The 13,461-nt window shown below is 44.6% G+C and carries 8 protein-coding genes; 6 read left to right on the top strand and 2 right to left on the bottom strand.

Annotation, left to right across the window (positions count from 1 at the left end):
• The first annotated feature begins 369 nt into the window (after positions 1–369).
• The 4 genes from Q7V32_RS11835 (at position 370) to opgC (ending at position 7,256) form a co-directional block, all read left to right on the top strand.
• On the top strand, positions 370–1,647 hold the full coding sequence (locus Q7V32_RS11835) for a hypothetical protein (RefSeq protein ID WP_304897181.1): 1,278 nt from the start codon (positions 370–372) through the stop codon (positions 1,645–1,647).
• Positions 1,640–2,941, top strand: coding sequence for a hypothetical protein (locus Q7V32_RS11840; protein WP_304897182.1), 1,302 nt, complete (start codon positions 1,640–1,642; stop codon positions 2,939–2,941). The genes Q7V32_RS11835 and Q7V32_RS11840 overlap by 8 nt, the downstream gene beginning before the upstream one ends.
• 247 nt (positions 2,942–3,188) lie before the next feature.
• Positions 3,189–5,774: a glycosyltransferase gene (locus tag Q7V32_RS11845; protein ID WP_304897183.1), complete on the top strand. Its 2,586-nt coding sequence runs from the start codon at positions 3,189–3,191 to the stop codon at positions 5,772–5,774.
• 300 nt (positions 5,775–6,074) lie between these two features.
• Complete coding sequence (gene opgC, locus Q7V32_RS11850) at positions 6,075–7,256, top strand: OpgC domain-containing protein (RefSeq protein ID WP_304897184.1); 1,182 nt, start codon at positions 6,075–6,077, stop codon at positions 7,254–7,256.
• A 58-nt stretch (positions 7,257–7,314) separates the two neighbouring features.
• Here opgC and Q7V32_RS11855 read toward each other — a convergent pair whose 3' ends face one another.
• A complete protein-coding gene (locus tag Q7V32_RS11855; RefSeq protein ID WP_304897185.1) occupies positions 7,315–8,073 on the bottom strand; it encodes a rhomboid family intramembrane serine protease in 759 nt (252 codons plus the stop codon).
• A 528-nt stretch (positions 8,074–8,601) separates the two neighbouring features.
• Here Q7V32_RS11855 and ftsH point away from each other — a divergent pair.
• On the top strand, positions 8,602–10,569 hold the full coding sequence (gene ftsH, locus Q7V32_RS11860) for an ATP-dependent zinc metalloprotease FtsH (RefSeq protein ID WP_304897186.1): 1,968 nt from the start codon (positions 8,602–8,604) through the stop codon (positions 10,567–10,569).
• Positions 10,570–10,790: 221 nt separating this feature from the next.
• Here the strand turns inward: ftsH and Q7V32_RS11865 are convergent, their stop codons facing one another.
• Positions 10,791–11,657: a serine hydrolase gene (locus Q7V32_RS11865; protein ID WP_304897187.1), complete on the bottom strand. Its 867-nt coding sequence runs from the start codon at positions 11,655–11,657 to the stop codon at positions 10,791–10,793.
• Positions 11,658–12,397: 740 nt separating this feature from the next.
• Between Q7V32_RS11865 and lpxD the strand changes: the two genes are divergently transcribed.
• Positions 12,398–13,435: a UDP-3-O-(3-hydroxymyristoyl)glucosamine N-acyltransferase gene (lpxD, locus tag Q7V32_RS11870; protein ID WP_304897188.1), complete on the top strand. Its 1,038-nt coding sequence runs from the start codon at positions 12,398–12,400 to the stop codon at positions 13,433–13,435.
• The last annotated feature ends 26 nt before the right edge of the window (positions 13,436–13,461 follow it).

The following is a 13,461-nucleotide window of genomic DNA, read 5'->3' on the forward strand; positions in this document are numbered from 1 at the left end:
AAAAAAGGGATGGGGGAAGCTTTTTGAGGATGTCGGCAGCAAGGGATGCTGCTGTCAAGCCCCCATGGAAGGGTTTACGGCGTTCCTCAAAAGGCTTTTACCAGCCCAAAATGATGCCGAAAAGATTAAACTGAGAATTGCTGCAGCTCCCCCGCCTCACTGAATTACCTTTCGATTGATATAATAATGCTCTGATTCACCAACCCTCGCTGACCAAAAGCTACTGACAATTTTTCATTGATCTTCTGGGTAAATTCAATAATTATTATTCAATTTCAATGTGATACTATGTCCCGCACAATTACGGCGCGGCATTTTTCTCCAATTAAAACGCTGTTTACGTTCACAATAACAATAATAAATTGAACGATGGATAATCGAATACTCATAAAAATGAAAAATGGCGGGTTGGGCCGTCTCATTAATATTATTCAGACGCTTTTTGTCAGTTTGTTGCGTATCTGGTCCATACCTATCGTACTCATGCTCAGTGTGGCTTCAGGATTTACGACCTACTACGGCATGTCTTTTTTTATTACTCCCTGGATTGCGCTGATCATTACCATTGCAATTCAGTCCATCATGGTGATCTGCTCAGTCGAAATTGCCGGCATTCACTGGACCGCCAACCGGACGCGTTACCTAAGCGTTTTGCTGTCTCTTTTGATTGCAGTAACGGCCTCGGTTTCCTTTTCTTATTTTAAGTTTTATCAAATCTCCGAACGCGACAGCATCAGGATTAACAGGCTTAACCAGGTCAGAACAGATGTTGGGCAATATCTCCAGAAAATCATGGCGATCAAAGGTGAAGTTCTTGTCGAACAAAGATCTGAGCTGGATAAACTCGGCAAAGAAGTTGCGCAAGCTTATTTCGGAACCCATCCTGAAATTGTTGAAAGTTATAAGCGCCAGGTTGGCGAGGGCCCTTTTTATAAGCACTACAAACAACAGCTAGAGGAGAAAAAGGAGCAGTTTAAGACGTTTGAATCGGAGCTTTTAAAACTGGACACATTGATCAATCAAACATCCATAAACCTGGAGTTACTCGACAAAGATCCGCAAGAAGCCCATGAAGGCTATCAAAACCTGCTGCTCGGTTTGCAAGCCATTCAGATACAGTTCAATCAACAGGTAGCAAAATTTCATGACAGTTTGCCCGCAGCGCCCAGACTTATGCCGTATTCGGAGTATATTCAAGGTATTAAGCCGTCATTTGCGATGTGGTCCGGTTTTTCCCTGTTTGCGCTTACTTGTGCAGCCATGGTCGATTTCTTTACCGTATTGCTTTCTTACCGATTGGAATTTACGGCGCCCGGCCCATTGACCGAGCAGGAAGAAGAACTCGTTTTTGAATGCCTTCGGCAATTTACCGAATTTCGTATTAATGAAAATGATGCGCTGGAAATGGTTATTGAAAAAACTGAAATTGAACGTGCCAGAAAATACGTGGACTGGCCTCGTATGTTTGCGGTAGGTTTACTACTTAGCCGTGGCTTCATGCGTAAAATTGACAACAGAACCGTTGAATTTGCCCCGACACTTTATCCGCTGATTGCCGAGAAAATGAGCGACAAGCTTCAACAAATAAAAATGCGCTCGAAATCAGCCACAGAAACAACTGGTGCCGGAGATCATCAAAATGATTAATTCGCCTTTGGACATCTGGCTTGCTGAAATCAATCCCCAAGCCGAAAATCAGAGCGAAGAGTGGGACCCCGGATTTGATGCAGGCCGTCAGATTGTTATAGCTCATTTAGGCCCCTGGCAAACCATTTTTGAGCGGCCCGAGGCTTTTAAGCCTCGTTTTTACCACCGACTCTATCCTATCCCGATTAAGGACTGGCAAGTTCTTGTTGAAACCACCTTATATGATGGCTATTGCCGTTTCGAAACGACGTTGTCTATGAGACTGCAGGCGACATTGAAATATGTGATAAAAAACAGTGAGCACGTAGAAACCATCAACCAATATGCTCAAAGCAATTGCGAAAGTCTGATCCGGCTGATTGTCGACCAGGAACTACGTCGGTTGACTGAAAACGACTGGGTTGAAGACGGCTTGGAATTGACTGAGAAAGCGATTCAAAGCCGCATCAATGAGACGCTGATTACACAGCATCTTCAATGCACCACCCAATGTTTTATCAGGCCTCATTTCAGCGAAATAGAAGGCGATAACCAGGGCGTCGATCACTTTGCAAGAGAAAGCCTCTACCTGAAAGTACTTAAAAAAAACTTTGAGTTTCAAGAGCGCTTGAATAAAGAACGTTTCGAACACGAGCAAATTGCCGAGCAATCCCTGCTGGAAAAACGCCTTAAAATGATAGAACAGCGCAATAAAGAAGATGACTTAAAGCGAATAGAACAGGCGTTGATTGCCGATAACACCAAACGCCAACTGGAAGAGAAGCAGCAACAGCAACTTGATCAATTTCAAATGGAAGAGCGTTTGCATCTCCAGGAAATTCGGCATCGAGCTCACCTCAAAGAAGTGGAGCAAAAACATCAGCTGGAACTTGAAAAAAAACTGCTTGACGAAAAACTGATGCATCAGAAGTTATTAAAGGAAAAAGAAAGAGAACTGCAAATACAGGAGTTCAAGCAAGAACAGGCTCAGTGGAACGAAACAAAAGAACATTTGGAACTTGAAAAGATCAATCAGGAAAAACGGCTTAAACAATTGGAAGCTGAAGCCGCTATTTCGCTACAAGAGTTGAAATTAGGCGAAGAACTCAAGCTCGAAGAAAAATTACATGCTGAAAAGCTGAGGCATCAAAGCCGGTTAAAAGACATAGAACTGGATCTGCAAATAGACGAACAAAGAAAGCGCTATGAAGCAACTCTGCACAGCGAAGAATTTCTTCGACGGGATATTGAATTATTGATTTTGGAAAAGCAACGTTCCGATTTGCTGAATGAAATCAAGAACACCGAATCCTGAAAAGAGTGATCAAAGAGCCCAAGTCACTGCCAAGCATAATCCAAAGCAAGTGAATGATAAATCTTGTCTCAATCTATCTTGTAATAAAAATGCAACAGTTGAAGTGCAATAGCTATAATTAAGCCGCTTAATGCCACCTGTTTTTACCCATAAGGAATAATCAAATCATCCAGGTCCTACTCTAAAAATCATTCATATTGACCCACTGATCTGTCATCTCAACTACCCAAGAGCCCAAAGCTACTGAATGAAAGCCAAAACACTGACCTTATTTATTATCTCGATACTGCTTATTATCAATCTGAGTATCTGGAGCTATGTCAATAACCCGTTAAAAATACCGTCGTGGAATAAAACGATGATGGGGGTGACATTCAGCCCGATGCGCCGGGACTCTGATCCCATGAACAATCGTTACCCTTCCTTGGAACAAATTGAGGAAGATGTCAGCTTACTCGCCAACAAAGTCTATGCGATAAGAACATACAGCTCCCTCGACGGCATGGAACATGTGCCTGAATTCGCTTTAAAAAATAAGCTGAATGTCACTATGGGCGCCTGGATCGATACTAATCTCGAAAAAAACCGCCGGGAAATTGAGAGCCTGATTAACCTCAGCAATGAAAATTCCCCGACCATTGTCCGTTTGCTGGTGGGCAATGAGGTTCTTCTAAGAAACGATATCCCTGTCGAACAGTTAATAGACTATATTCGCGAAGTCAAGAAACGCACCTGGCGCCCGGTCAGTACCTCAGAAACCTGGGACCGTTGGATAGCCCATCCGGAACTGGCAAACGAAGTCGACTATATCGCGGTGCATATTCTGCCTTACTGGGAAGGCATTTCTGTTGAGGCAGCAGTGGATTATATTTTCTTCCGCTACAACGCGATGAAAGAGGCTTTCCCGAACAAACCGATAGTAATCACGGAAGTGGGTTGGCCTTCAGATGGTCAAGCGTTCAAACACGCCACACCCTCCTTGACCAATCAGGCCAAATTTCTGAGACAGTTCCTGAATAGGGCCTCAAAAGAAAAAGTCAATTATTACGTGATCGAAGCATTCGACCAGCCCTGGAAAATTGCACGAGAAGGCTCTTCCGGCGCTTATTGGGGCATCTACAATGCCGATAGAAAGCCCAAGTTCCCGATGGTCGGTGATGTACTGGCAATGCCTCAATGGCAGGACTGGGCTACTGGTGCGGCCATATTCAGCTTCATCCTGATGGGACTGTTTTTATTCAGCCGCCGCCAGCTTAAATTACCGGGGCTGTTATTTTTCGGCATCATCGCCAATATCGCCGCTTCTGTTCTGATTTGGTCGGCATCGATTGCAGCCCAGCAATATCAAACGACCTTCTCTATCGTATTCTGGTTGATCCTTCTACTGATGCAGGCGTTAGCTATTTTGATCCTGCTGACTGAAAGCCTTGAAATAGCCGAGGTTATCTGGCATAGAAAAGGTTCAAGAACATTTCAGCCGCTAAAACCGGAAAGTAATTTCGTCTTTCCGAAAGTATCGATACATTTACCTATCCACAACGAACCGCCAGAAATGGTCAGAGAGACGCTGGAAGCGCTCGCAAAGATTGATTATCCCGAATACGAAGTACTGGTTCTGGACAATAACACCCGAGATCCGGCAGTTTGGCAGCCTGTGCGAGACGATTGTGAACGGCTGGGGGCAAAGTTCCGGTTTTTTCACCTTGAAAACTGGCCCGGGTATAAAGCCGGCGCTATCAACTATGGGTTGGATCAGACCGCTGATGACGCAGAAATCATTGCGGTTATCGATAGCGATTACATCATTTCACCCGATTGGCTGAAATCGATGGTGCCTTATTTTGAAAACGACACTGTCGGCTTTGTTCAATCGCCGCAGGATTACCGCGACCTACACGAAAACCTGTTTAAGCAGGTTTGTTACTGGGAATATGCCGGCTTTTTCAATATCGGCATGGTACAGCGTAATGAGTACAACGCTATCATTCAACACGGCACGATGACATTGATTCGAAAATCGGCTCTGGTTGAGACCGGGCGCTGGAGTGAATGGTGTATCTGCGAAGACAGCGAACTGGGCTTGCGTCTTTATGAGGCCGGTTATGACTCCGTCTACTGCAAAGAATCGTTTGGCCGCGGTGTCATGCCGGATACCTTTTCCGGCTATATGACACAACGTTTCCGCTGGGTATATGGCGCCATGATGATCATCAAACATCATTGGCGGGAATTTCTGCCCAGTAAAAAATCATCCTTAACAACCGCCCAACGATACTACTTTATTGCCGGTTGGTTGCCGTGGTTTTCGGATGCATTGGCGCTTTTGTTGACTATCGCCAGTCTGGTGATGACCGCCTTGCTGGTATCCGACCCGTTACACAGCGAATTACCGGTCAATGCGCTGCTGCTACCGACGATTGGCTTGTTCGGATTTAAAATCATCCGAACGCTTTGGTTGTATAAAGCCCGGGTTAACTGTTCAATCTTGCAATCATTCGGCGCGGCACTTTCCGGATTATCGCTGACCCACACCGTGGCAAAAGGCACGATACAGGGCTTGTTTACTTCCGGGAAGCCGTTTATGCGCACGCCCAAACTTGAAAAGCAAGGCCCATTTATTGCCGGTTTGGCCACGATCTGGCAAGAATTACTGCTGCTGTCCTTACTGATTACCGCCATTCTGTCGATGCACTCATTGGAGCATTTCGACAATTTGAGCGGAAAACTCTGGATTGCAGTGCTGTCGGTCCAATCGGTACCTTACATCGCATCACTGCTAATCTTGCTCATGAGTATTGCGCCTAATTACTTGCCTTCGAGAAAAAAATCGTAAACAACGGTTAACTATTTTCACTATCGACACTGGGTAACGCATAGCCTGACAAAGATGAAGCCATGCTCCAACCCGGAAAATAAAACGGTCGTGACGCCTTCGTCACGGCCGAGACTTGCAACAATAAAATACGCCAGCCAGGATTTCATGAACTTTAACGAAAAAAGCAAGCATGAATCCTGACTAGCGTTTATTACCTAACGATTAAAAACAGGCTTGCCAAACCTTAAAAATAATAAGAGTGCTTTTAAGCACCTCTATCTTTCAATAACCCTGCTCAAACGCTACCAGGCAATTCCCATGAACATTGACTGCCCTGCTGATTCCTCAGCTTTTATTCAATCCGGTCGCGACTTGCGGCTTGATTTTTTGCGCGGCTTAATCATGCTGTTGGTCGTGTTAATTCACTTATCTTATTTATCTTTACTAAGTATGTTTGCCTGGGAGCGTATTGGTTTTGTCTCCAGCGCGGAAGGATTTGTCTTTTTATCAGGCACCGTCTTGGGATTGGTGAGCAAAAAAAGGATGACCACAGAAGCCTGGTTTACGACGGCAAGACGCTTATGGCGGCGATCGGTTCAGCTCTATATTGCCTATTTGGTCATTATTTTCAGTATTGTTCTATTCAGAATGATTCCCGGCATTGAAACATTCGATGTAACACATTGGATAGATTTCAACACTGGCTTGGTCTACCCTGTATTTCCTGATCCGGATTTACCTTGGTCAACTTTTCTGGAGCGCGCTCTACTCTTACGTATGGGGCCTCATCAGTTCCAAATCATAGGGCTCTATATTCTGTTAATCGCTTTTTCGCCCATCATTTTATTTTTGATTCGCCAGGGTAAAACGCTTTGGGTTTTGGTGTGGATTTGGACCATCTTTACTTTGGACGATTTTTACCATTTCAATGTCACCCATGCGCAATTTGAATATGCGTTCCCTTTGTTGTCCTGGCAAGCATTGTTCTTTACCGGCATCGCGATAGGCTATCACCGTAAAACCATGTTCAGCTATATCACAGCTCCGAAGCAACAATGGCTAAATAACCTGGCTTGGCTTGTTGCATTGGGACTTTTCTTTCTGGCGATGAACAATACCAATGCCCTTTTTTGGCCAGGTCCTACGTTTTCTTTAATTGACCCGGAAGCCTATACCGAAATGTACGTTCGTTGGTTTGACAAGACATGGCTTGGTGTTGGCCGAGTGATTAACAATGCGGCATTGTTTATTATTTTGTTTAACGCATTGACTTATCATTGGCCCAAATTCAATAAGCTTTTGGGCTGGTTTTTAATTCCTATCGGACAAGCTTCTTTGTACGTTTTTATCCTGCATATCTACTTTATTGTTCTGATCAGCAGCACCCCCTTACCAGGCTATGAAAATATTTTAATCAACACCGGTATTCACCTGTTTACACTGATAATGATATGGTGGATGGTAAAAAATCAGTTTCTATTTAAAATTATTCCTCGTTAAACGCGTATCTGATGACAGACAAGCAAACGGCTGGATTTTCAATTTTTTTTATTTCTGGTTAAAACCTGAAATTTGAACGCTGATTTCGTGACAGTGCGCTCTGCGCGGCAAGATAATCCGGCCTGTGCAATGGGCCAATTAAAACCAGACCGGTTACAAAACCACCCACATGCGCCCAAAAAGCAACACCACCGGTAGAGCCTCCTAAAGCCGGTAAACCGCTGAGCACCTGAAGCAAAAACCAATAACCCAGCATAAATGCGGCCGGCACTGATGCTGAGGTAATATAAAATCCGATAGGTATAACAGTCTGTATTTCGGCTTTTGGATAAAGCCTAGCATAAGCGCCCATGACGCCGCCGATAGCTCCAGATGCCCCCACCATAGGTGTAACCGCACCCGGAGCAGTAAGAATTTGAGCCATTGCCGCAGCAAATGCACACATCAGATAAAAAAACACAAAATGCCATTTATCCATCACATCCTCCACGTTATCGCCAAATATCCATAGAAACCACATATTGGCGATTAAATGAAACCAGCTCCCATGCAGAAACGCATGAGATACCAGCGTAGTTATGCTGCCCCCATCTCCCAACAGACACGCATAGTTTCCGGTGATTTGTATCTTGGTGTCACTGGTGACTGAACCCAGCAATTCTCCAGGAATAAGTCCGTAGTGGCATAAAGACTGGGCAAGCCCCAACTCACTGCCTGCACCTTGAACAAAAAACCAGATAAAGATGTTGGCGGCAATAATGACTATCGTAACAACAGGCTGATGTAACGTAGGGTTTTCATCGCGGATGGGTATCATTGACCGTGCTCCATAGTGTTTAGATGCTGAAAAATACTTGAAAAATAGTAAACCGGTGCCATGTTAATTCTGTAATAGTAACTACTCGGTCGCTTGGAATAGAGGGTGTAGTTGATTGATTGAAATCAAGCAACTACACCCAATAAAACAGGAGGGAGCGAGCAGATACCCATAAACTTTCCTGATTATAAAGCTGTTTCAACTCTAACCCTGTGTCCGTAGTCGACCGTAGCAATTCCCAGTTTGAAATTTTCAGCATCACTTTGGGCTGGGATTGCCGAAATTCAGACCCCAGGGACAGCTCGAAGCTTACCCTCCATGGCACTGGATACCCGTTTCCGGAAGGGCATGACGGGCTTATGGAGTTAGCTGAAACAGCATGATAATCAGGTAAACTTTTGATGTAGGTAGTCAACACCGTTCTATTGTAAACCGCCATTAATTTGATTAGCTTATGATGTTTATTGACGATCACCTGGTATTTTGTGAGCCGTCACCACTGATAGCCATTCATTCGAGGATATAAAAATGGACGAACCCAAAGATTCGAAGCTAGTACAGACCCTCTTTGCTTTTATAAACGGGGCATTCACTTTTGTAAAAAAGTTTTTGAAATGGGCTTACGAAGCTCTCTCAGGAAAACCTTCGCCTCAAAAACAAAAGGCACCCTCTACAGAAGATACGAACGCATCTCAACCTTTTAGAACTTTCCTCATTGTACTCGGCGTTTTGGTGGTTTTATCTATTTTTAACCGTGTAGAAGACATTCAAAAAGACGAACTCCCTTATAACAAATTTCTGCAGCTCGTCAGCGAAAATAAAATTGAACGCGCTGTCATCACTGAAAAAGCTATCACTGGATTGATCAAATCGGAAGACAGCTCGAAACCGCCAGAGCATTTTGTTACTTTCCCTTTAAATAATGACTCGCTGGCCCAAAAGCTGGCCGAGCACAATGTCGAATTTATCGTCAGAAGCGGCGAAAACTGGTTAACCAACCTGCTGTTTAACTGGGTCATTCCTATGTTGATTCTAGCGGCGATCTGGCTCTGGTTTTTTAAACGGATGGCAGGAGGTTCTCCTGGTGCCGGACGCGGATTTCTGAATATGGGCAATAAAGTTCGTATTCAACCGGAATCTACGCAAAAACTTACCTTTGACGATGTCGCCGGCTCCGAAAGCGCCAAACAGGAGCTTAAAGAATCCATCGATTTTCTTAAAGCGCCGGAAAGAATTCAGAGGCTTGGCGGACGCATGCCTAAAGGCCTTTTACTGGTAGGCCCCCCCGGCACCGGCAAAACCCTGTTGGCAAGAGCGGTATCCGGTGAAGCGGGGGTTCCGTTTTTCAATATCAGCGGCTCGGAATTCATTGAATTATTTGTCGGTGTGGGTGCTGCGCGCGTGCGCGATTTATTCGAACAAGCCCGCCAAAAAGCCCCCTGTATTGTTTTTATTGACGAACTGGACGCTATCGGCCGTTCCCGAAGCGGACCTGTGATGATTGGCGGACATGATGAACGCGAACAAACACTCAATCAATTACTGACCGAAATGGATGGCTTTGATCCCTCCTCCGGTGTCGTAGTCATGGCCGCGACCAATCGCCCTGAAATTCTTGATAAAGCCCTGCTCAGAGCGGGCCGTTTTGACCGGCAAATTGTGGTCGACAAACCGGATCTGGAAGACCGGATCAAAATTCTGAAACTGCACACTCAAGCCATACAACTGGCCAATGATGTTGATTTAACAGTAGTTGGCCGGAGAACCCCAGGCCTTGTCGGAGCAGACTTGGCCAACATCGCGAATGAGGCCGCCATCATTGCTGTTCGCGTTGATCATTCTCAAGTCAGAATGGAGGATTTCGAAGCGGCCATTGAGCGCATTCTTACCGGACCCGAGAAGAAAAGCCGCTTACTGGGGCCTGATGAAAAACGCCGCGTTGCTTTCCACGAAGCAGGCCATGCCTTGGTTGCCGAATCAGTGCCAACCGGTCAGCCGGTACATAAAATATCGATTATTCCTCGCGGTGTTTCAGCTTTAGGCTACACCTTGCAGTTACCGGTTGAAGAAAAGTTTTTATCAACCGAAAGCGAATTGAAAGATCAAATCGCTATTTTACTGGGCGGAAGGATGGCGGAGTCGATTGCATTAGGCAACATATCAACAGGCGCTCAGAATGATCTTGAAAAAGCCAGTGAAATTGCCAGAGCCATGGTGTGCTCATTGGGTATGAGCGAAAAACTGGGCGCTGTTACTTATGGAAAACGGCAACAATTGCAGTTTCTTGAATCTGAAGTGTCGGAACAGCGCAACTTCAGTGATGACACCGCACGCTTAATCGATACCGAAATCAAAGCATTGATTGATGAAGGTATTGCGCGTGCGACCGAAATACTGATCAAAAAACGCCCGGTGTTAGACCGGATTGCCGAGGTTTTGCTTGAAAAAGAAGTCATTCTGCATGATGAGATGAAGTCTTTAATGGAAACCGGTTAGACTTGTATCTTCGGGCATCATAAGTGATGCTGATGAAATGAAGCCCAATAAGTGTAAGCTATATATCGTACATGTTGGGCTTTGTTAACGCTCAATCAAACTAAGATAGATTGTTGCTAACGATAAACGCAGAGTGTTGGAACAAATGGGAAGCCGACAAATTATTTGCCGACAACCTTAGTGATTTATCCGGACCAATGATCGAAATGAAATGTTCCGAATTAATTAACGCCTGATTCTGACTGCAAAGCTAAAATCGATTTTGAATTATGCGCCAGCCATTCTTTGATGCGCTGAGAATCACCCACCGGAGTTAATTTACCCGAGGCATTCAGCAAAACAATAATGGTTGGTCTTTCCTCGAACCATGATTGCATGACCAGGCATTTTCCGGCTTCATTGATATATCCTGTTTTGGAGACACCGATCTTCCATTTAGGATTTTTGACCAAAGGATTAGTATTGTTGAACACCAAACTGCGCTTACCGACTGGCTGATAATGTTGTTGTGTCGTCGTAAACTCTCTGATCAGCGGGTATCTGGCTGCTGCAGCGACCATCTTGGCCAAATCGCGCGCACTGGAAGAATTTTCGGCATACAACCCGGTAGGATCCCGAAAACGAGTATGATTAAGACCTAAAATTAAAGCCTTACGATTCATTGCATTGATAAAGGCCCGCTTACCACCTGGATAGTTTCTGGAAAGTGCTGATGCCGCCCTATTTTCTGAAGACATCAGCGCCAACCTTAACATTTCATAGACCGTCATCGAGGTACCGACCGTCAAGCGTGAACGGCTATGTTTGAAATTGTCGACATCTTCAGAAGCAATAGTCAGTATTTTGTCCAGACGGGGGCTTGAATCCAAAAGCACCATTGCCGTCATCAATTTTGTAACCGATGCAATCGGGACTATTTTCTGAGAATTTTTTTCGTAAAGAATATTGCCTGTGAGCTGATCAATCACAATCGCAGAGGCCGACTGCAAAGACAAGCGATTACCTGCCGTGGCAGCTGATGTAAACAATAATAGTGATAACAGGACGAATTGAATCGTCTGAACAGGAGGGGATTGTGACAGTCTCATAAACTCTTTAATTTGCAGCAAAAAATAAAATATTCTAACGGGTTGCGCGCTCAGCCTTAATGGAAGATAAAACTGATTATTTTCTTAAAGACAAAAAACCATCATTAAATCTTCTCGCCACCCTATTAATTTAGGATCATTTTTTTATAGGTTAGAACAATAACCCAGGAATTCAAACAAAACAATAAAAGCGCAGCCGTATATGGCTCATTTGTTTTAAGATCTTAAAGTTAGACTAACACTTTAAACTAAATTGTCGGTTATGATAGCCTACCCCTCGAATTTAACAACCTTGATTTTAAGACTTTGCGCGACAATACGCGCCAAAGCTGACCGATTTGTTTTTTATTGGGCAATCCTCAATCAGCCAATCTCAATTTGAAGGGAAAAAAGGGCTGGGGGGAAGTTTTTTGAGGATGTCGGCAGCAGGGATGCTGTTGCCAAGCCCCATGGAAGGATTTACGGCGTTCCTCAAAAGACTTTCCCCAGCCCAAAATGAGGCCGAAAAGATCAAACTGAGAATTACTGACCCTCAATACAGCTTATTTTTAATAAGTGATCTTTTGTTATACTTTTGCTCAAAAACCTAAGTCTTCATTCCGAATTATGATCTCTGTATTCTCGAATTTATCGAATGAACCAGGAACTCCGTCGTATGATTTTAGACCATGAAGACAGATCCATTGGAATTCTAACCCTACATGCTGCTCATCCCTCCAGCCCCTAGAGAATAATCACTTATGACTATCACAATAGAAGCCCTTGCGAAACTGTGTGACGCCGAAATAATCGGCGGCAATGCCGGAAACCCAATTACTTCTGCCGCCGATATCAAATCAGCCGGTACTCATCAAGTAACCGTTTTAAATGATCCCAAGTATGCTAAATATCTGATCGACAGCAAGGCTTCGGCTTGCTTTATGAGCGCGCAATCCGCGCAACAGGAATTTCCTGAAGGCATGGCAAAGCTTGTATCTAAAAATCCGGATATCAGCTTCATCACGGCGGTCAATGCCCTTCATCCCCAAACAGACTATGCAAGGGATATATCCAAACATGCAGCTATTGCAGACTCCGTCCAACTGGGTCCCAATATTTATGCCGGTGCTTTTGTTTCAATTGAAGCTGATTCATCTATTGGAGAAGGCACAGAAATTCATAGCGGCGCCAGAATCGGTCGTCATGTCCATATCGGAAAAAACTGCCGGATCTATGCGAATGTGGTTATTTACGATAACAGTCAGATCGGTGATGACGTCATTATTCATGCAGGAAGCATCATTGGCGCAGATGGTTTCGGCTATAAACAACAAAATGACAAACATATTAAAGTGCCGCACATCGGCAATATCATTATTGAAAACAAAGTGGAAATCGGTGCAAATAGCTGTATTGACAGGGGCACTTTCGGCTCAACTGTCATCGGAGCAGGGACAAAAATCGATAACCTGGTTCAAATCGGGCACAATAATGCCATAGGCGAAAACGTTATTATCTGCGGTCAATCCGGCATATCAGGCTCATGCATCATTGAAAACAACGCCATTCTCGCAGGCAGCACAGGCGTTGCAGATCATGTGCGTATCGGTCATCATGCTGTCGTCATGGCTCGCTCCGGCATCTCCGGCAATGTTGAACCGGCTACGCAAGTGTGGGGGAGCCCCGCAAAAGACAAAAAAGTCGCCTGGCGGGAATTGGCCGCACTGGCAAAACTTCCTGAATTACTAAAGAAAGTTAAGGCGCTGGAAGAAAAGATCTCGCTACTCGCCAAAGAATAAAAATCCCGGACTTAAGGACCAATGAT

Source organism: Methylicorpusculum sp. (assembly GCF_030651835.1).
In the GTDB taxonomy this organism is placed as follows: domain Bacteria; phylum Pseudomonadota; class Gammaproteobacteria; order Methylococcales; family Methylomonadaceae; genus Methylicorpusculum.

Excerpts from the sequence above, each read along its gene's own strand:
- Q7V32_RS11840 (WP_304897182.1), top strand. The coding sequence starts at position 1,640 with ATGATTAATTCGCCTTTGGACATCTGGCTTGCTGAAATCAATCCCCAA.
- Q7V32_RS11865 (WP_304897187.1), bottom strand. The coding sequence starts at position 11,657 with ATGAGACTGTCACAATCCCCTCCTGTTCAGACGATTCAATTCGTCCTG.
- Q7V32_RS11855 (WP_304897185.1), bottom strand. The coding sequence starts at position 8,073 with ATGATACCCATCCGCGATGAAAACCCTACGTTACATCAGCCTGTTGTT.
- ftsH (WP_304897186.1), top strand. The coding sequence starts at position 8,602 with ATGGACGAACCCAAAGATTCGAAGCTAGTACAGACCCTCTTTGCTTTT.
- opgC (WP_304897184.1), top strand. The coding sequence starts at position 6,075 with ATGAACATTGACTGCCCTGCTGATTCCTCAGCTTTTATTCAATCCGGT.
- Q7V32_RS11845 (WP_304897183.1), top strand. The coding sequence starts at position 3,189 with ATGAAAGCCAAAACACTGACCTTATTTATTATCTCGATACTGCTTATT.
- Q7V32_RS11835 (WP_304897181.1), top strand. The coding sequence starts at position 370 with ATGGATAATCGAATACTCATAAAAATGAAAAATGGCGGGTTGGGCCGT.
- lpxD (WP_304897188.1), top strand. The coding sequence starts at position 12,398 with ATGACTATCACAATAGAAGCCCTTGCGAAACTGTGTGACGCCGAAATA.